The organism is Adlercreutzia caecimuris B7, from assembly GCF_000403355.2.
Lineage (GTDB): Bacteria > Actinomycetota > Coriobacteriia > Coriobacteriales > Eggerthellaceae > Adlercreutzia > Adlercreutzia caecimuris.
Window position 1 is genome coordinate 1,593,533 of record NZ_KE159646.1, and the last position, 18,906, is coordinate 1,612,438.

21 protein-coding genes are annotated in these 18,906 nt (G+C 65.1%); 2 read left to right on the top strand and 19 right to left on the bottom strand.

Features of this window, described 5'->3' with window-relative positions; all coding sequences use genetic code 11:
- Window positions 1-47 precede the first annotated feature (47 nt).
- The 7 genes from C811_RS10320 to C811_RS0103385 form a co-directional block, all read right to left on the bottom strand.
- Window positions 48-998: a Ppx/GppA phosphatase family protein gene (locus C811_RS10320; protein ID WP_016309521.1), complete on the bottom strand. Its 951-nt coding sequence runs from the start codon at window positions 996-998 to the stop codon at window positions 48-50.
- Window positions 999-1,078: 80 nt separating this feature from the next.
- Window positions 1,079-2,035, bottom strand: coding sequence for an FtsB family cell division protein (locus C811_RS15800; protein ID WP_016309522.1), 957 nt, complete (start codon window positions 2,033-2,035; stop codon window positions 1,079-1,081).
- A gap of 89 nt (window positions 2,036-2,124) precedes the next feature.
- On the bottom strand, window positions 2,125-2,505 hold the full coding sequence (locus C811_RS10325; protein WP_016309523.1) for a metal-dependent transcriptional regulator: 381 nt from the start codon (window positions 2,503-2,505) through the stop codon (window positions 2,125-2,127).
- Between the two features lie 352 nt (window positions 2,506-2,857).
- Window positions 2,858-3,061 (bottom strand): FeoB-associated Cys-rich membrane protein, encoded by a 204-nt coding sequence (locus C811_RS10330; RefSeq protein ID WP_016309524.1) that lies wholly within the window; start codon window positions 3,059-3,061, stop codon window positions 2,858-2,860.
- A gap of 91 nt (window positions 3,062-3,152) precedes the next feature.
- Entirely contained in the window at window positions 3,153-5,486 is a 2,334-nt protein-coding gene (gene feoB / locus C811_RS10335) for a ferrous iron transporter B (protein WP_016309525.1), read from the bottom strand.
- 144 nt (window positions 5,487-5,630) lie between these two features.
- Complete coding sequence (locus tag C811_RS10340; RefSeq protein ID WP_016309526.1) at window positions 5,631-5,861, bottom strand: FeoA family protein; 231 nt, start codon at window positions 5,859-5,861, stop codon at window positions 5,631-5,633.
- A 94-nt stretch (window positions 5,862-5,955) separates the two neighbouring features.
- Window positions 5,956-6,237 carry a FeoA family protein gene (locus C811_RS0103385; RefSeq protein ID WP_016309527.1) on the bottom strand — a complete coding sequence of 94 codons (282 nt, stop codon included), beginning with the start codon at window positions 6,235-6,237 and terminating at the stop codon, window positions 5,956-5,958.
- A 226-nt stretch (window positions 6,238-6,463) separates the two neighbouring features.
- On the opposite strand from C811_RS0103385, the gene thrC reads away from it, so the two are divergent.
- Both thrC and C811_RS10350 read left to right on the top strand, forming a co-directional pair.
- Window positions 6,464-8,038 (top strand): threonine synthase, encoded by a 1,575-nt coding sequence (gene thrC, locus C811_RS10345; protein ID WP_016309528.1) that lies wholly within the window; start codon window positions 6,464-6,466, stop codon window positions 8,036-8,038.
- Between the two features lie 27 nt (window positions 8,039-8,065).
- Window positions 8,066-8,410, top strand: a complete 345-nt coding sequence (locus C811_RS10350; RefSeq protein ID WP_016309529.1) for a winged helix-turn-helix domain-containing protein — start codon at window positions 8,066-8,068, stop codon at window positions 8,408-8,410.
- Here C811_RS10350 and C811_RS10355 read toward each other — a convergent pair.
- The 12 genes from C811_RS10355 to cpaB form a co-directional block, all read right to left on the bottom strand.
- On the bottom strand, window positions 8,407-8,877 hold the full coding sequence (locus tag C811_RS10355) for a hypothetical protein (RefSeq protein WP_016309530.1): 471 nt from the start codon (window positions 8,875-8,877) through the stop codon (window positions 8,407-8,409). The two genes, C811_RS10350 and C811_RS10355, sit on opposite strands and share 4 nt — an antisense overlap.
- Window positions 8,868-9,308 (bottom strand): DUF192 domain-containing protein, encoded by a 441-nt coding sequence (locus tag C811_RS17260; RefSeq protein WP_425304018.1) that lies wholly within the window; start codon window positions 9,306-9,308, stop codon window positions 8,868-8,870. The genes C811_RS10355 and C811_RS17260 overlap by 10 nt, the downstream gene beginning before the upstream one ends.
- Window positions 9,239-9,733 carry a hypothetical protein gene (locus C811_RS16880; protein WP_022926516.1) on the bottom strand — a complete coding sequence of 165 codons (495 nt, stop codon included), beginning with the start codon at window positions 9,731-9,733 and terminating at the stop codon, window positions 9,239-9,241. The genes C811_RS17260 and C811_RS16880 overlap by 70 nt, the downstream gene beginning before the upstream one ends.
- Before the next feature lie 10 nt (window positions 9,734-9,743).
- Window positions 9,744-10,181, bottom strand: coding sequence for a hypothetical protein (locus C811_RS10360; protein ID WP_016309532.1), 438 nt, complete (start codon window positions 10,179-10,181; stop codon window positions 9,744-9,746).
- Window positions 10,182-10,190: 9 nt separating this feature from the next.
- Window positions 10,191-12,293, bottom strand: coding sequence for a hypothetical protein (locus C811_RS10365; protein ID WP_022926517.1), 2,103 nt, complete (start codon window positions 12,291-12,293; stop codon window positions 10,191-10,193).
- Window positions 12,283-12,801, bottom strand: coding sequence for a TadE/TadG family type IV pilus assembly protein (locus C811_RS10370; RefSeq protein WP_016309534.1), 519 nt, complete (start codon window positions 12,799-12,801; stop codon window positions 12,283-12,285). The genes C811_RS10365 and C811_RS10370 overlap by 11 nt, the downstream gene beginning before the upstream one ends.
- Window positions 12,802-13,000: 199 nt before the next feature.
- Window positions 13,001-13,243 carry a class III signal peptide-containing protein gene (locus C811_RS17060; protein WP_016309536.1) on the bottom strand — a complete coding sequence of 81 codons (243 nt, stop codon included), beginning with the start codon at window positions 13,241-13,243 and terminating at the stop codon, window positions 13,001-13,003.
- Window positions 13,244-13,273: 30 nt separating this feature from the next.
- On the bottom strand, window positions 13,274-14,230 hold the full coding sequence (locus C811_RS10375) for a type II secretion system F family protein (protein ID WP_156997074.1): 957 nt from the start codon (window positions 14,228-14,230) through the stop codon (window positions 13,274-13,276).
- A gap of 5 nt (window positions 14,231-14,235) precedes the next feature.
- Window positions 14,236-15,030, bottom strand: a complete 795-nt coding sequence (locus C811_RS10380) for a type II secretion system F family protein (protein ID WP_244874320.1) — start codon at window positions 15,028-15,030, stop codon at window positions 14,236-14,238.
- Window positions 15,031-15,179: 149 nt separating this feature from the next.
- Window positions 15,180-16,511 (bottom strand): TadA family conjugal transfer-associated ATPase, encoded by a 1,332-nt coding sequence (locus C811_RS10385; RefSeq protein WP_016309539.1) that lies wholly within the window; start codon window positions 16,509-16,511, stop codon window positions 15,180-15,182.
- A gap of 5 nt (window positions 16,512-16,516) precedes the next feature.
- Window positions 16,517-17,788: a CpaE/TadZ family protein gene (locus tag C811_RS0103405; RefSeq protein WP_244874338.1), complete on the bottom strand. Its 1,272-nt coding sequence runs from the start codon at window positions 17,786-17,788 to the stop codon at window positions 16,517-16,519.
- A 5-nt stretch (window positions 17,789-17,793) separates the two neighbouring features.
- Window positions 17,794-18,603 (bottom strand): Flp pilus assembly protein CpaB, encoded by an 810-nt coding sequence (gene cpaB / locus C811_RS10390; protein WP_016309541.1) that lies wholly within the window; start codon window positions 18,601-18,603, stop codon window positions 17,794-17,796.
- Between the last annotated feature and the right edge of the window lie 303 nt (window positions 18,604-18,906).

Sequence of the window (18,906 nt, forward strand, 5' to 3'; positions counted from 1 at the left end):
CAACCGCGACAGCGCATCCCCGATCCCGGCCCGTCGCCGTGCGGCGCTCAGGCCGTGCGAGCCGCTTCCAAGATCATGCCCTTCAGAATATCCGATTCGCTGGCCGTATATCCGTCGGCACCGGCCAGGTGCAGCACTTCCTCCAAGATAACGAGGCCCGCGCCGATCACGCCCGCGCGCTTAGGATCGAGCCCCACGATGACTCGGCGCTCCTCGATCGGTTGGGCGTTCAGGCGCTCCTCGAGCGCGACCAGCTCTTCGAGGGCCACCCGCGCCTTGTGCACGCGGGCCGAATCGTAGACGGCCATCTCATCGCGCATGCTCACCACGCTCGTGGCCGTGCCCGCTACGGCCACGACCCGCTCGATGGCGAATCCGCGTGCGGCCAAATCGTCGAAGTACGGCGACATTTCCTCGCGAACCCAGGTGCGCGCCGCGCGAAGCTGCTCGGAAGTCGGCGGATCCTCGCGGAAGAAGCGCTCGGTCAGCCGGCGACAGCCGATGTTGAAGGAATGGGATGCAACGGGCGCCATGCCGGCGCGACCGGCCACCAGCTCGGTGGAGCCGCCGCCGATGTCCACGACCAGCAGGTTCTCGTCGGGAAAGTCACTCGAGGCGCCCGAGAACGTGAGCGTCGCCTCGCGCTCCCCGGGAATAACCGAGAGCGTAACGCCCTCATCGGCCAGGCGCTCGGCAAACTCGTCGGCGTTGGCCGCATCGCGGGCCGCCGACGTGGCCATGGCGATCATCCCCTTCACGGGATGCTCGGGCCTATCGCAGGCGGCGAGCACGGCCTTGTACCGGGCCACCGTGGATGCCACGCGGTTCATAGCCTCTTCCGACAGGCGCCCCGAGGCGTCCACACCCACGCCCAGATCGGTAATGGCGTACTCCTTCGCCACCTCCCGCACCGAGCCCGCCTCCACATCGGCCACGAGCAGACGGCAGGTCACCGTGCCGATGTCGAGCGCCGCGAATCGTCCGTTACGCGAAGTCATATTGCATCCTTTCCCTGGAAGCGCCGCATATCGAAGCCGCTGGCGAGACCTCGCACCGGGCGGGGAGGCGGCCGACGCGGTCAGCTTACGCCGAAGAGCGGATCGAGAATGCCCGAGTACCAAGTGTCGGGCAGGGGGATATCCTCCGAGACGATGTTTCCGCGGAACTCGGCGGGGTCTTTCGGGTCCAGGCCGCTCACGCTGACGGCATGCTCGCCCTTGCGCACCCAACCCAGCTGCGTGCGGGCCATGTCCTCGATGCCCTCATCGGTCTCCAGGGCCTGCACCTGGCTGTCGATATGCTCGTTGCGCTCGACCACGGCCGCATACTCAGCCGCGAGCCGATCCTTCTCGCGAATGTCCACATATAGCTGCTGCGCTGGGCCGTAGAGCGTCACGACGCCGAAGACCAGGCAGAGCACCGTGGCGGCCAGACCCATGAACCAGGCCCGCCCGTAGAAGGGCGTGCCGTCAGCCGCACGTCCCCGACGCCCGCGCCGCGAAGACGGGGCCGTCGTCGCCTGCTGCTGCATCCGTGAAGAGCGCTTATGGGTCGAGCCCATCTCGCCCTTGTACACCGCAGCCCGCGGGCCGCCCGTAGGCTCAGAGCCCTTGCCCACCTCGTACTGGCGGAAGTAGGCGCGATCGGCACGTTCCTTGGTACGCTCGCGACGGCGCTTCGCCGAGTCGGCGCGCAGGCGCCCCAACGGACCGCGCTCGCGCTGGGCCATGGCCTCTTCCAAGCGCGCATCGTTGTCGTCGGCTGCCGCGTCGTCGGAAAAGCGGTGAATGCGGCCCGATCGCTCGGAGGCGAAGGGGCTCTCGTCGTCTTGCGAGCGCTCGCGAGACGACGCGGTATACCAGCTGGGAGCGGGGCGCAGCGCGGTGGCCGAAGCGGCGCCGGCGCCTTTATCGCTCACGATTGCCGACTGATCGCCGCCGATGAGAATGCGGCCGCCGCCCGCACGCGGCGCACGCGTACCCGACGCGGCGCGGCGCGCTGCGTCGAAGGATACGATGTTCGCCTGGCGTGGCACTGGTGGAAATTCCTTTCGCTGCCGTAGTTCGTTTCGGGTGCGGTCAGTCAGTCGAAAGCGGTCGGACGAGAACGCTCTCCCGTCGGTTGCTATACGTCGAGGCCCTTGACGAAGGCCTCCCATTTCTCGAAGGACGCATCGCTGATGGCGTGCTCCATCTGGCAGGCCTCTTCCTCGGCGACCTCGGGCGGAATGCCCACCGCCTTGGTGAGGAAGTCGAAAAGCATGCGGTGGCGACCGAGCACCGAGCTGCCGTAGGCATAGCCCTCGTCGGTGAGCGTGATGTCTCCATAGTGGGGCTGGATGACCAGCGCCTGCTCCTTCAGGGCCGAAATGGCCTTGTTCACCGAAGCCTTGGAGACGCCCAGCTTGTTGGCCACATCGACCGAGCGCACGGGAACCTCCGTCGTGCCTCCCAGCATGACGATGGCCTCGAGATAGTCCTCGTGGGACATGGATGTCTTCACCACAGCGCTCTCCTTATCCAGATACATTTTGCCATGGTATCACGGCCCCCTCCAAAAAACGAGGCTCGGACACAGAGTTCCGAGCCTCGTTCACATTGTTTTCGCCAACGGTTTGCCAGCGGTTGCTTGACGGGTGTGGCCACCCGTGCTTCTGCGCTCGTGCGCGATTTTGCGACCTGCGGCGTTGCCGCAGCGCAAGGCTACGCGATCCCGCGGCCCGCCGCATCGCCGGGCCGCGGAAACGCGATCTTCCCGCACCGACCCTTCCCCGGCGCCGCCTTCATGACGGCAACGCTGGGGACGACCCGCCTTCTCCCCGCCAGCGCCGGACGTGGCGAGGAGCGGCTCGCAGGAGCTACTTGCCCTTCGCCGCCTTCTCCATGGCCGCAGCCATGGACTCCGCTGCCGCGCAGCCCTCACAACCGGAGCAGCCGCCCTCGCAGTGGTCGCCGCAGTCGCACAGCCCCCGGCGCGTCATGCGCCGGATGGCGAGCACGGCCAGCGCCGCAATGACGACGAGGATGATGACGGTGGGGAGGTTCAGGCCGAGCTCTTGCATGACATTTCCTTTACGATCGTACGTTTCGGACGGAGGAGGTCGCGACCCTTTCCCCGAGGTGGGATGGCGCGGGATCCCCGGCGGGGGCTGGCTAGGCGTTGTCGACAGCCGTTTCCAGCCGGACCGCGCCCTTCGCCTTGGCGGCGGGGCGGAACAGCAGGAAGAGCATACCGGCGGCCACCACAACGGCCAAAGCCGTGAAGGGGCCGAAGGCGACCTCGCCGGTAGCCAAGCCGGCGAACTGGTAGATCATGAGTCCCACGCACCAGGCGAAGGCGCACATGTAGCCGATGGCGGCCCAGGTCCACTTCGCGGACATCATCTGGCGGCGGATAGTGCCGATGGCGGCGAAACAGGGGGCGCACAGCAGATTGAAAGCGCAGAAGGCCATGATGGCAGCGCTGCCGCCGCCGAGCATGGCGGCGAACGATGCCCACAGGGACGGGTCGGTCTCCCCGGCCTCGCCGAGGCTCGTGATGACGCCCACCGTGGCCACGACGTTCTCCTTGGCCACCAGCCCCGTGATGGAGGTGACGGTAGACTCCCAGTTGCCGAAGCCGAGCGGAACGAAGACCCAGGCGAGCAAGTTGCCGAGGCCGGCCATAAGGCTGTACTGGATATAGCCGTCCATCTCGGGATCGAGCAGGCCGAAGGAGCCCTCGTAGAAGCCGAAGTTCAGCAGGAACCAGATGACCATGGAGGACAGGAAGATGATGGTACCGGCCTTCACCGCGTAGCTGCGCACGCGCTCCCACATGGACAGGAGCACGTTCTTCACGGTGGGCAGATGGTACTGGGGCAACTCCATGATGAAGGGGGCCACCTCGCCGGCGAAGGCACGGAACTTCTTCAGAATGATGCAGGACAAGATGATGGCGGCCAGACCCAGGAAGTAGAACAGCGGGGCGACCCACCAGGTGGCCTCGTAGTCGCCGCCGGCCAAGGCGCCGAACACGAGCGCGATGATGGGCAGCTTGGCGCCGCAGGGGATCATGGTGGTGGTCATGATGGTCATGCGGCGGTCCTTCTCGTTCTCGATGGTCTTGGTGGCCATAACCGCGGGCACACCGCAGCCAGAGGCGATGAGCATGGGAATGAAGGACTTGCCGGACAGGCCGAAGCGGCGGAAGATGCGGTCCATGATGAAGGCAATGCGCGCCATGTACCCGCAGCCCTCCAGGAAGCCGAGGAGGATGAACAGCACGATCAGCTGCGGGATGAAGCCGATGACGGCGCCCACGCCGGCGATGATGCCGTCGAGCACGAGCGACTGCACCCAGGGTGCGGCGCCGACCGCCTCGAGCCAGCCGCCCACCACCACGGGCACGCCCACGTGGTACAGGCCGTAGTCGGCCGGGTCGGGCTCCTCGATCTCGCCGGCCTCGAAGGCGGCAGCGCCCTCGGCGGTTTCCAGGACGCCCTCGAACTCTTCGACGGCGGCATCGTAGGCCTCGGTGTTGGTGTAGAGCCAGCCGTCGCCGAACAGGCCGTCGTTGGCCCAGTCGGTCACGAGTGTGCCCACGGTGGACACCGAGATGTAGTACACGAGGAACATGATGACGATGAAGATCGGAATGCCCAGAATGCGGTTGGTGACCACGCGATCGATCTTCTGGGTGGTCGTCATGGCCTTCGGGGACTTCTTCACGCACTCGGCGCACACGTCACCGATGGCGTCGTAGCGCTCATTGGTGATGATGGATTCGGCGTCGTCGTCCTCGGCGTCCTCGAGCGCCTCGCGCACTGCGGCGATCTTGGACAGCTCCCCGGCCGGCAGGTTGAGCTTGTCGATGGTGAGCTGCTCGCCCTCCAAAAGTTTGATGGCGTACCAGCGGGCGTGGCGGCCGCTGATGCGCGCCCCGGCGATGTCGATCACCTTGGCGAGGGCCTCCTCGACCTTCTGGCCGAAGCCGAACTCGGTCGTGGGAGCCGTGCCTTTCTTCGCCTCGGCGATAGCGCGCTCCATAAGCGCGTCCATGCCGCGGCCCTTAAGGGCGGAGGTTTCCACCACCGGGCAGCCCAAATGGCGCGAGAGCTCGGCCACGTTGATGGAGTCGCCGTTCTTCTCCACGAGATCCATCATGTTCAGAGCCAGAACCACCGGAATGCCCAGGTCGATGATCTGGGTGGTGAGATACAGGTTGCGTTCCAGATTGGTGGCGTCCACCAGGTTGACGACCACGTCGGGCTTGCCGCTCATGAGGTAGTCGCGGGTGACGATCTCCTCGGGGGTGTAGGGCGACAGCGAGTATACGCCGGGCAAGTCGGTGATAACCAACTCTTTGTCGCCGCGGTACTTGCCCTCTTTCTTCTCAACGGTAACGCCGGGCCAGTTTCCCACGTATTGGTTGGCACCGGTCAAATCGTTGAACATGGTCGTCTTGCCGCAGTTGGGATTGCCGGCAAGGGCGATGTTGATTGCCATGATCAGCCTTTCCTTCTCCTCGGGCTTCGATTCCGCTTTTCCCCGACGCTCTCCCAAACGTCCGCGGAGCCAGCAAAGTTAGTTTAAGTTAACTAGAGGGGAGAAAAAATGCGCCGAAGGCGCAGGTGAGAGAGCCGCCTCTCTCTAGGCGACGAGCACGTTTTCCGCCTCGCCCTTGCGCAGCGATAACTCGAAGCCGCGCACGGTCACCTCGATGGGATCACCCAGGGGCGCCACCTTGCGCACATACACCTCGGTGCCCTTGGTAATACCCATGTCCATGATGCGACGCTTGACGGCGCCTTCGCCCACAAGACGACGCACCGTGGCCGACTGGCCCACGGGCACATCGCGCAGGGTCTTGTCCTCTGCCATGTTCCTTCCTTTCTGTGTTCCTCCGGAATGGCGATGGGGCTATGAGATTGCGACGCGCTCGTCTCGCGGAGACGGAGGCGCCTGAAAGGCCGTGCTAGGCGACGATGATCTTCGAGGCCACGCTTCGATCGAGGGCCACGTTGGCTCCCTTGACCTGAACGATAAAGTTCCCCGCCTGCTCGGAAACGACGGACACCGCTGCCCCCTCGACGAACCCGAGGTTCTCGAGGTGGTGATGCACTTCGCCTTTTCCGCGCACCCGGACGACTTTGGCCGCATCCCCGCTGCGAAGAAACGCCAGGGGCATGGGCTGGCACGACGAACCCGCGCTGCCGCTCTGGCAGCGCGCGCCTTCTACAACCATTGCATGGCTCATAACGACTCCCATCAATGTTAACTGCATGCAACATTGTATTGTAGAGCAAAGTTAACTGTTGTAAACCCAAAAAGTTAACTTTTTCATACTTGTTCATCTGCGTCCGCAAACGGCGGAGGCGCGCCATCTTTCTCTTTTCTCTTCGCGCTCGCCTTATCAGGGCGCCCACTTCGCTGTCGACATGGTATTCTTGCCTTATCTGACCTCATTGGAGAAGGAACGTCTCATGGCACAACGCACCGACCGAGCCGCCTCGTTCGGCCAGAACCTCTACCTTGACACCCGCGGCGCCGCCGGGAAGCCCGTACCGTTCACCGCCGCCGTCGTGAACGGGTTGGCCGCAGGCGGCGGACTGTACGTCCCCCAAGAGCTGCCCACCATGACCGTCGAGGAGATCGCCGCCCTGGCATCGCTGCCCTATGCCGAACGGGCCGCGACAGTGTACAAGGCGTTCAACATCGACCTTCCCGACAGCACCATCGACGAGCTCATGGGCCGTGCCTATGGCGAGAACTTCGACGACGCGGCCGTCTGCCCCATCACCTCCCTCGACGAGAGCACTCACATCCTCGAGCTGTGGCATGGCCCCACGAGCGCCTTCAAGGATATGGCACTCCAGTGCCTGCCGCACTTCTTCTCGGCCAGCGCGGCGAAGCTGCGCGACGAGGGAGCACTCGACCACGAGTTCATGATCCTCGTGGCCACATCCGGCGACACCGGCAAGGCCGCCCTCGAAGGGTTCTCGGGCGTGGACGGAGTCTCCATCGGCGTGCTGTTCCCCGACGGGGGCGTCAGCGACATCCAGCGCAAGCAGATGGTTACCACTACCGGCGACAACGTACGGGTGTGGGCTGTGCGCGGCAATTTCGACGACTGCCAGACCGGCGTGAAGCGCGCCTTCTCCGACGCTGCCTTCGCCGAGAAGCTCGCCGAGGAGTGCTCCGTCGCCCTGTCGAGCGCGAACTCCATCAACTGGGGACGTCTGCTGCCCCAAGTGGTGTACTACATCTCCAGCTACGCCGAGCTCATCGCCCAAGGCAAGATCGCTGCCGGCGACGAAATCGACATCTGCGTGCCCACCGGCAACTTCGGCAACATCCTGGCTGCCTGGTATGCCAAGCAGATCGGCGTGCCTGTCGGCATGCTCCTGTGCGCCAGCAACGACAACCGCGTGCTCACCGACTTCATCAACACCGGCACCTACGACATCTCCGACCGCGAGTTCATCCTCACCTCCTCGCCTTCGATGGACATCCTCGTGTCCTCCAACCTGGAACGGCAGCTCTTCGAGCTCACCGGGCGCAACGCCGAGGCCATCAGCCAATGGATGGCCGACCTGAGCGAGCGGCGCTGCTTCCGCGTCGATCCCGAGACGTTTGCCCGCGTGCGCGAGAGCTTCAGCGCCGACTCCATCGACAATGCCACCTGCCTTACCACCATCAAGAAGGTGCACGACGAGCACGGTTATCTGCTCGACCCCCACACGGCCGTTGCCTACGCCGCCGCCCAGAATCTGCGCGGCGAGAACCCGGTGCTCATCGCCTCCACAGCCCATTGGGCCAAGTTCGGCGATAACGTGTACCGCGCATTGCACGGTTTGGAGCCCGGCGAGCCGCTGCCCGAGGAGGTAGCCGCCCTGACCGGTTGCCAGCTTAACGAGCGTATCGCGCAGGAAGCGGAGCGGAGCGATATTCCCGCCGGCCTTGCCAACCTCGACACCATGGAGGTACGATTTACCGAGGTAATCGACAACGATGTGGAGGCCATCGAGTCGGCCGCCGAAGCGTTTCTGCGCCGCTAACGCCCTCCTTCGGATCGGAGAGAAGCCATGAGCCAACTTCAATCGCTCGCCTTGGGCGTGCGCCTTACGGTGACAAACCCGGTATCCGAGAGCACCTCGGCCTTCGGCCCCGGCGTCGCCAAGCTCTGCCTCGGCGTGCGCGAGCACGGATCGTTGAATGCCTCGGCGAAGGCTATTCGCATGGCTTACAGCAAGGCCTGGCGCATCCTGAAGGACACCGAAGAGTCCCTCGGTGTCCAGCTGCTCCTCCGCGACGGCGCCCACGGCTCAACTCTCACCGAAGAGGGCAATCGCCTGCTTGACGCCTATCTCTCCATTCAGGGGAAGCTCTCCGAGGAGGCCCAGGAGCTCTTCGACGACATGGTTCGCTAAATCGCGACGGTCCGGGAACGCCCTTGCTGCGCATCCTGGTCCGGAGCCGTCCGCGCAGCGCACGTTGCCGTCGGGGCCGGCTCGACGGTGATCTCAAGCCCCGATCCGCCGGACACGACTTCTTGCTCGCGCAGACCCACTCTCCAGGCTCCCACGACGACGACCCTTGTCGACGCCATCGGCGCCCCTGCAGCCGCAAGGCGACCTGAAACAACAGCCGCATCCTGGCCTGCATCGCGCTGCCGCTCTATCGGAGGAGGCCATATCTGGGAATCGTCAGAGGCCCATCCAGCGTTCCCGCATCCTTCCCCTTCCAGCACATCCTCGGGGAAATCGCTCCCCTCGATCTCGCGCTTTACCGCCTCCTCCCGCGCAGGATCGCTTCCGAATCGGTACATGCACCCGTAGCAGACGTCCATGTCCTCGAACACAGAAGTCTTGCACGTCGGGCAGAGCTTCAATTCCATCGCCAGCCCCTTCCTTTCCAATCTGCGCGCCGCACGCTCCGACGCGAGCCTGCCATCAGCACCTGATCCCCCCGCTCGAACCACGGTCCATCGCGGGCGAACCGCTCAACAACCAGCGACGCGGATCGGTGATGCAAACGCACCCTCGGAGGCACCGAACGGTGAACCCTGAGCACCCGCCCTTGCTTGTCGACAAAGGCCACGTCTATGGGATGCGCCATGGTGAATGTGTGCACGTCGTTGCACCGTGGAAACACCATCACCGTACAATCAGGGCTCCGCCGCGCTAGTCCCCGCAATCGCATCAAGGAAGTTGAGGCGATCACCCAGAGGCCGCCGAAAGGAGCAGGCGCTCCCTCCCTTATCTCGCAAGCACTTGAATGACAACGCATGCCCTCCCTCCGACAGTCGTGGCGCTGAACCAAAGCCATGAGCACCTCCCCTCTTCCTTTACTCCCGTGAGCGTTCCCTCTACCCCGGTTTTTGCTAACGTCCAACCTCGTCGAATCAACTGATCTTCCAGCCATTCGCACTCTACGGTCGCGTCCGTCTCTCGGGAAAACCCGATGGTGGACCAATCGTCGGTGGCTCTCAGCTCTTCCACGCCCGCCAAATCGGCCACCTCTGCTTCCACCCATGGCGGAGCATCCCGAACATCCCTCCCTGCGGCCGGCGTCTCCCCAGCCATCTCTCCATCGGCATCGATCAGCTGCTCGGCATAGGCTCTCCCCGAAAAGGACCTCCGAACTTCATCTTCGACTGCACCCGTCGCACTCCCCGTTACAGCGATCACCGCGCACAGACCACTTATCGCCAGTGCAGCCCCGACCGCTCTTCTTGCCTGCTTGCCGGACATCCTCTCCCCCTTAGAACAACACACCGGGCTTATACGCATCTACCACCATCGACACTTCGCGAGTCATCGGCGGTAACGCGATGCCGAATATCTCGCGACGCAGCCCCAGGCCGAACAGCGTTGGCGAATACTCCATCCGAGCCGTAAATCGGACAAGGCCGAATTCCGTGTCTTCCACGCCCACCGAAACCACCACATTTTGCGCGCCGACGGCCCGTTCCAGTTCGTCTTTCACAGCCGAAGCCACCTCCCTGCTATCCTGACCGGCCGCAGGTGCGGCACCCCACGCGCAAACCGCCTGACGCGCAACGCGGTCGAACGTCGCGCAGCTGCCCAAAAAGGCCAGTGCATTTACCACGATAACCGCCACGATGATGGCGATCGGCAGCACGACGGCAAGCTCCACCGTCGCCTGCCCCCGCTCATCGCACCCTTGCCTCCCAACCATGGTGCCCTCCTATTCCCACGGACGATCGAAGCCGAGTGATCCCGCCGCCGAGCGCAGCGCGTCGACAGCCCGCTCAACAAGGCCCTGCGCCCCCTCCGTCACCGATGGCGGCAGCGTCACCGTCAGGGGGATCGAACCGATGCCGAGCGGCAGCTCGATGCAGGCAATCTCTATCTCCAGGGCGGCAAGACGGTCGTAGGCTTCTCGCTCGACACGATCGGCCAGAGAGGCGACCGGGCTGCCAGAGCCGAGAGATGAGGCGAGCGCCTCATCTCTCACGGCCGAAAAACGCACCGCGTACTCGCCGCCGTCTGCGGCGGCTACAGCCGCTGTTTGAACGAGCACGGGCTTGAGCGGGCTCGTGTCGGCAGGCTCCAGCCCAACTGCCCCGAGCGTATCGCGCAAGGCCCCGGCGGCCCACGGGCCCAATCCGGCCGCCCCAACGAGGGGCAGGCCGTCCAAAGCGCTTTCCACCCCATCGATCAGCGCCTTCTGGCCCGATCCGTAGGCTTTGAGCATCGCATCCCAGCAATCGAGCACAATGCGCGCCGCCCCGACTGGTGCGCTTTCGGCGCCTAGGCCATCGAGCAGGTTTCCAACCACCGATGCCTCATCTGTCGCATCTTCCAACAAGGTCGCAGCAGATATGGCTGCCCGCGTGCCGAGCCACGAACGCGAGGATACGAAAGGCGATCTCGGCCTCTCTCCCGCATTGGGGGCCACCGCCAAGGCGATGCAGCCCGCCGCTCCCGGCGGCGTCGCATCGATACGCATGGACGCCGCCCCTTGAAGCGCCTCGACCACCTTGTCGAAGAGCCCCTGCGCTTCGCTTTTAACCGATTCAGCGAGAGGGGCCGCCTCACGCAGCGCCGCCCGGTACTCATCGGCGGCTCGGGCAACGGCGTCGTAATGGTACTCGAAGCCGTTGTCGATCGCCGTGGACGCCGATGCTACGCTGGCCAAAGAAGCCGCCGTGAACTTGCACTCCTCGCACACGGCGAACTGCCCTGCCTCCCAGGCACGCACCGAATCGTAGTAGTCGACCAGGCCCAGGCCCGCGCAGCCCTCCCAGGCGTGCATGACCGGAAGTTCGCCTTCGGTATCGACCGGGTACTTCGCCGTGGTGTAGAGCGAGGTCCCGCGCAGCTCATCCAGATTGCGCGGAAAGCGAGGGAGCGACCCCTCGAGAGATGTTGGCGTCTCGTGCAGCTCGCAGGCCCTCAACTGAGCGATAGCATAGGCATAGAAATCCTTGCGCAGCGCCGAACGCGCCTTCTCCTCCCCCGCATCGCTTGCAGGGCGCTCCCCCAGCAGTCGTGCCTGATAGTAGGCAAGCGCCCGATCGCGGGCCACGGTGAACGACCAGGTATCGACCGAGTGATGCATCGGGTTCGCGCCTCCCGTCAGCCCGGCAAGATGACCCGCACGCTCGTACATGCAGTAAGAAGGACTGTCGCCGCAGTCCCGTCGATAGGCCCGCTCCTTCGCCTCTTGCGCGCGGCGCGTGGCCTCTTCCGCGCGCTCGGCAGCCTCGGCCAGACCGTCCTTCTCTTCTTCCACCGCCTCGGTCAGATTGTCCTCGGCGCCATTGGCTCCGACCGCAATCGTCTCCCCCTCAGCCGGCAGCAGCAACGCCATGGCGTGATAGCCTCCCGCACGGTCGTGCCCGTTGGCCGCAGCGACGGCGGCGGCGCTGGCGGCGGCCATAAAGGGAAGCGCCCGCTGCAGCTCGTTGAGCGATTGCGCCGCGCGCTCGGCAAACGCATCCCGCGCATCGAGGATCTTCTGACCCGCCGATATCAGCTTCGCTCCCAACTCAGCAGCCGGCGGAACGCACAACCCAACCACACCCAGGCCGTAGGAGGTAATACCCAGCAGCGTCATGGACAGAACAGCGCCATCTACCACCCGCACGGCGATCATGAACTCGGCCACCTGGTTCTCGGCAGCAAGAGCCGCCGCATCGGCCACCTCCTGCACCTCGGCAGACAGTGTATTGATGCGGTACACCTGCGTCGCCGAGAACAGCAGCGACAGCGATACCAGAAGCGCCACGGCCATACCCGCCGTCGTGAGCCCCTCCTCGTCCCGAATAAACCGTTCAACTCTCATCACGCCATGCACCTGCCTTATCGTTCGGATGACTTCCCCCAAGGGATTCCTGTGCCCATGACGCCCGCGTCGGAGCCTCGACCTCCACCTCGATGACGAGATTGCCGCGCTCATTGACAAGCCCGAGGAGCGTCGCTCCCATATCGAGCAGCGGCAGCGGGCGAACCTCGGTGCGCACCACCACCCGCGATCGATCGGCCGAACCGCCTCCCTCGCACATCACCTCCCACGTGCATCCGCCACGATGCACGTGGAAGTTGTCATGCTGGGGAATAGCGCCCAGGCGACGCTTGACGAAATCGACGCAGGCCGTCGCATCCCCTTCTCCGGTCGCCAGCAGACGGCAGGCCTCTGAAGCCGCAGAGGCCATAACCATACGGTCGTAGAGAACGATGCCGGGCTGCGCGAGCAACAGCACAAGCAGAAAAACAATGGGCAATCCAAAGGCTGCCTCCACCGTGGTCTGCCCGCACTCGCGAGGCCTGCCCGCCCTGACACGCCCTGGCATTCCGTCTCCTCTCCTTAGAAACTGAACACATCGATGACCCAGCTAGCCGCACCCTGCATATGATGAGAGGCGGAGAGCAGCGCATGGTCTATTACGAGCCCCGACGAGAGCATGCGCCACACGGCCCCTCCCGCCAGAATCACGCAGACGAAGGCGGCTGCCACGATGGCATACTCGACCGTACTCTGTCCGCAGTCCCCTACAGCCCGTTGATGCCGCTCGCAATGGCATCCCAGAGCTCTTGCAATTTGGGGCGGAACAAGGTGATGGCGATAATGGCGATGACCACCAGCACGCCGACCAAAATGGCGTACTCGGTCGTTCCCTGCCCCTTGGCCTCGGCGAGCTTCGCGCGGGCAGAGACAAAAGCTCCAATCGTCGCGCGGCCCGCCATCTCCCAACCGCGGCGCGCCGCGGCGATCGTCTTCTCGATTGCTTTCATAATGCGTTTCCTTTCCATGTCTGTTCTCCATCAAAACCCTCCTGCCAACTCGAGCAGAACGGGACCGAGCACCAACATCAGCATCGCCGGCAAGATGAGCACGCCGGTAGGCACCATCATCTTCACGGGCGCCTTCGCCACCTGCTCCTGCTTACGGGCCTTGTATCCGGCACGCGCCTCACGGGCGGCATCCTCCAAGTTGTCCGCCAGCGTTGAACCGAACCGCAGCGAGCGAACGATGTTCTCCATCACCCGCGCGAGGAGAGGGGAGGCGTAGGAAGCCGCCACCTCCCTCAACGCCTCGTCGCGTGCGATAAGGCCGCATGCCCACTGCCGATGAGCCGCCCGAAGCGTCTCGGCGAGCATCGTCTCGAAGTGGCCGGTGTACATCTCGAGGCTCCTGTCGAACGACAGGCCGCTGCGCATCCCCAATGCCACGACGTCGAGCATCTCCGACAAGTCGCGCTCCATAGCCTCGGCTCTGCGGCGGCTGCGCACCGAGAGCGCCCGCGGAAGCGCCTGCCACCCCAGCACGGCGCCGGCTATCGCCAGGAGCATGCCGAGCTCCACCGTGACCAGGCATCCGACGACGGCACCTCCCGCAGCCCCCATCAACGCCAACCGAAAGCGCGCCTCCCAAAACCCCGCATCGGTGAGCCGGCCGGCAACCCCGGCGGGTGCTGCACGGGCCTCGACGCCCCCTCGACGCCGAAGGGCCAAAGGCGCTATCGTGCGGGCCAACGGACTCAGCAGGCGCTGTGACACCTCGATCCCGTAGGCAATGATCTGCTCGTCAACCGTCGGACGTCCCGCAGTCTCGGTCGACATCCTCTGCTCCCCCGATCCGCCCACGCTCTCGGCCACAGCCGCCCGATAGCGCACCCGGCGCCTCCAGGTTTCCGCAAGACGCCAGAGCATCCACCCGACGCCGAAGGCGCTCGCCGCGGCTCCTGCCGCGAGAATCGATCCCAGTATTCCTTCCCCCACAGCGCTCACCCCCCGCTCACATCGAGGAGGCGGTGCACGGCCAGCACGCCGACGGCCTGCATCGCCAGGGCCGCCGCCAACAGCAGCATTCCCGGCAGGCTCTCGAAGAACGGCGCAAGAAACCCCGGACTCATAAGCGAGAAAATGCCAACGAGCACAAAGGGCATGATGGTGACGATGCGAGCGGACAACTTCGCCTGAGCCGTCTGGACCCGCAGCGATCGCTCGAGCTCGATCTCCCCCTCTACCGACTCGCGAGCGGCATCGAGCACCGAGGCCAGGCTACCGCCGCTCGCATGCTGCACATCGAGCGCCACGGCAATGAATGCGAGCTCCGAAGCGTCCGATCGGCAGCGAAATACCGCCAGCGCCTCACCAGCGGTCGCCCCTGTCTCCAGCAGGCGGGCCGATGCGAGAAACAGGTCGCCCAGCGGCCCCTTCATTTCAGAGCCCGTCTGGCGAAGCGTCTGCATGAGGGACAGACCTGCCCGAAAGCAGACGCCAACCGAACGCAGGGCGTCGGGAATCTCGTCGCGCAGCGCGCACGCCCGTCGCTCCGCATCGCTTTTGGCCCAGCCGGAGAAAGTCACCAGGGCGCATCCGGCGACAGCGATGCCGAACACAGGCGATCCCGTCGCCAGCCATCCGATACCGACCAGGACGAGCGTCGCCGCGATCGTCGTCGACAGGAGGGGCACGCGGGCAACGTCGATACCCCGCGCGCGCAGCGCCAGGCACTCACAGTCCACCACGCGCCGAACAAAAGGGCGGCGTAAAAGCGCTTCGGCCAGGGGAACCAAGGGGGCTACCCCGTGTCGGAGCCGCTCCGCCATACGTCCGGCCCGCCCCCGATGCTTCTCCCCGCCTAAAGCCCTCTGTGCACGCTCCCTCCGACGAGAACGATCAATCCAGGCTCGTCCGACGGAAAAGCCCGCTCCAGCCGCTGACATCACGCCGACAAGCGTATATCCAACGAGCGTATCCATTGCTTCACCTCCTTCTTGTCGGCAACGGCCGCTGCCGGAAGATCGTCGATCCAGGCCGGGTAGTCGAACCAGCGCCCTGTCTGCTGCCCCATCTCGCGCCGGTACAGCGTCGTGAGGGCGCACCGTCGCCGATCGACGTCGAACGCCATGGAGGCGATCTCTGCCACACATCGCGTGCCGTCGGGGCGGCGCGACGTCTGGATCACCAAATCGAAGGCGTTCCCGATTTGCGCCTCGATGGCGTCCACCGGCAATTCCACCCCGTAGCGCACCATGGTCACCAAGCGATCGACCGCTTCGCGCGGCGAGTTCGCATGCAACGTCGTCAACGACCCGTCGTGACCCGTATTCATGGCCTGCAGCATATCGATGGCCTCCTCGGAGCGACACTCGCCGACGATGATGCGGTCGGGGCGCATGCGCAGGGCATTAGCCACCAGCTCGCGTATGGTCACCTCGCCCGTCCCCTCGGCATTGGCCGCCCGGGCTTCCAAGCGCACCACATGAGGATGTTCGTCGAATTTGAGCTCGGCGGCGTCCTCGATCGTGATGATCCGCTCCCCGAAGGAGATATGGAACGAGAGGGCGTTGAGCAGCGTGGTCTTGCCGCTGCCGGTGCCTCCCGCTACTGCCATGGACTTGCGAGCACTGACTGCCCAGACGAGGAACTGCTCCACTGTCTCGTCGAACGAGCCGAGGTTCCTCAGCTGAACGAGGCTCAAGGCCTTGCGCGTGAACGACCGGATGGTCAGGCACGGGCCGTCAATGGCAAGGGGAGGCACCACGGCATGCACGCGATGCCCTTGGGGCAGCCGTGCGCTCACCAGCGGCGACGACTCGTCGATACGGCGGCCCAACGGACCGAGGATACGGTCGATAAGAGCCCTAACCTGGTCATCGCTCTCAAATTTCACCGAAGCGAGCTCAAGGCGCCCGTTCCGTTCCACGTATACGCTGTGCGTACCGTTCACCATAATCTCCGTTACAGCCTCGTCGTGAATGAGCGCATCGAGCGGCCCGAAGCCGAAGATCGTATCGATAAGCCCGTTCACAAGCCCGCGAAAGACAAGAGGGTCGAGGGCACGCCAGGGATCGTGCATCGCCGCGCGGCGGCAGGCGGCGCGAACCTCGTTGCGTGCCCGCTCGGGACTCTCGTCCGCCATGGCCGCCACGCGGTCCAAGGGCACGATCTCCCCCACCGCAGAGCGCAACGTCTCGATGCCGATGCGGACGCGTCCATCGTCCTCTCCCCTTCGCTCGTCTTCTATCGCCTGCACACGCTCGAGCAGCGACATGACGCTCACCTCCCCTCGCCTAGCGGCACTCGTATCTCATCACGCTGCGCCCGGCTCCGGCGGCGCGAGGCTCTGCGCATGTGCTTTTTCTCACGCACGCGGGCCCCCTTCAGCCCCCAGCGCGCGATTACCCCCTCCTGAGCCACGCCTTGGCAAAGCGCCGTGCCCCTCGGCAGCAATTCGCCCAGCAAACGATCCACGCTCGCGCACAGGTCGTTGCCCGAGGCAAAGAGCGCCGGCGCCGAGGCCGCGCCCAAAAGTTCCTCAACCTCTCGACCGCCATCGGCCAGCTCTATCACCGGAGCTCCCTGAAGAGCGCTCGACACGTCGATAGAGGTGAAGGGAGCATGGCGGCCGCATCGGTTGAGCACCAGCACGAACGAGCTTGTGGCAACGCCGCAGCGAAGGCACAGGTCGAGGGCCCGTCGGCAAGCACGCACCGAAGATGCTCGCTGGTCGATGAGAAACACGACAGCGGCGCTGCGCTCCAGCAGGCGCACCTGCTGCTCGTTCCAGCTTCCTCCCGTATCGACGACTACGAAATCGAAGCGGCCGAGCGCCTCCTGCACTGCCCTATCGAGCGGCCCGGCAAGCACCTCGGCTAACTCGGGGCGGCCCGGCGCCTCGATGAGCGCAACCTCTCCAGCCGACACCTCAGGAAGCAGCGCCGAATCTTCCGCCAGAGCGTCAAGAGAAACATGCGCATCGGCCGCACCGATTTCACCTAGATCGCCGAATTGGAGATCGGCATCGATCAAAGCGCAGCGCAAGCCGCGTCGGGCCGCTCCGTGGGCCAACACGGTCGCCACCGTGCTCTTCCCGACACCCCCGCTTCCGCTGACCACGGTTAGCAGAAACCCCCCAGCTCTTTCTTCCTCCCGACTCCTCCCCGAAGCGTCGTCCGCAGCGATGGCGGCGGTATCGGGAACGACCTCCGCGCTCAGACGCCGCACAACTTCGTCCAGGGAGAGGACGCCGTCCAAGTGCGCCGCAGCCAGACGGGAGCGCACCGACCCCGTTTCCTCGCAGGCTGCCAAATACACGCGGCAGGCGGGAGCGTCGACCTTCAGCGCGGCGGCGAGGTTGATCCCCTCGACCTCTTCGCTGGACAGCACAATGGCCTCTTCTATCGCCGGGGATGCGGCAATCGCCTCACGTGCAGCGCGGGCACGGGAGCACACCGTGAGCCATGGAGCTTCGAGGAGGGTCGGGTCAAGGCCTCGACTCGTCAACGCCACCTGTTGCTCCGCATCGGCGCAGAGCAGCTTTCTCACCATCGCGCTCACAGAACCGCCCCCTCAGCTGACGGCGCCTCGCTCGGCGCACTTTCCTCCGCAGGCGGCGCCTCAATCGCCGCCGCCTCCTGCTCCGACGCCGGTGTATCGCTCGGCACCGCGCCGCCGTCGGCAGGCACCTCGACTGCGCCATCTAAAGCCGCCTCCGCGCCTCCGGACTCAGATCCCGCCGTAGCGGGCAGGGCGAAATACAGCTCCAGATTCTGTGCGGCGGACACGATCTCCTGCACGCGCTCGGGGGCCACGGCAAGGGTGATCCATGCATTGGACGCGGCGGCCGACCCCGTCTCCGCTGACGCGCTCGAGGCGAGAACGAGCGCCCCCTCAACCAGCCTCGTCGTAGAAACAGGGCCTGTAGCGTACACATCCACGTGCATGCCGGCCTCCACCGAGCCGCCCACCGCTTGCACCGCTCGCGCAGGAACACTGATGGCGGCAAGGCCCTGCGGCACGCTGATATCAGCCTCCTGCGCCTCGGTGCGCCGGACGCTGAGCACTTCGCCCTTGATGACCGGCGAGCCCAAGCGCTGCCCCACAATGCCCGACGGCTCTGTCACCGCGCCGTCGGGAAGCAAATCGGCCACCCACATCTTGGTGGCGACCGCCGAGCCGTCCACCACTTCGCCAGGCGCCAGATCGCGCGTGGCCACGCACACCTCGACCTGCTCTCCTCCGTAACGCGCAAGGGCCTCCGCCCGCGCCTCATCGACCTCCCCGCGCACCTCGGCCATGTACAGCCCGACGCATAATGAGCAGCACAGCCCGCAGGTCAGGCCGGCCAGCGTTGTCTTCTTCATGAGCCATCCCATCTCGTGTTCTCAGGAAACACTGGGCATTATGCCCGCGCATAACCGTCAAACGATCTCGAGAATGACCCGTTTGGAGCCGTCCGGGAACCGCCCCCGAACCGTCCGGCCACCGTCTACAAACCGCTCGGGAGCCGTCCGCGAGCCTCCCCCGAACCGCAGAAAGCCTCAAGCACTGGGGGAGGGTATGCCGCGCGCCATGCCCCCAGACGATCATTTGGCGCACGAGCAGGCAGCGGCTGCAACAACAAGCCGCTGCAGCCGACGGCGCCGTTGGCGCGTGATTGGCACATC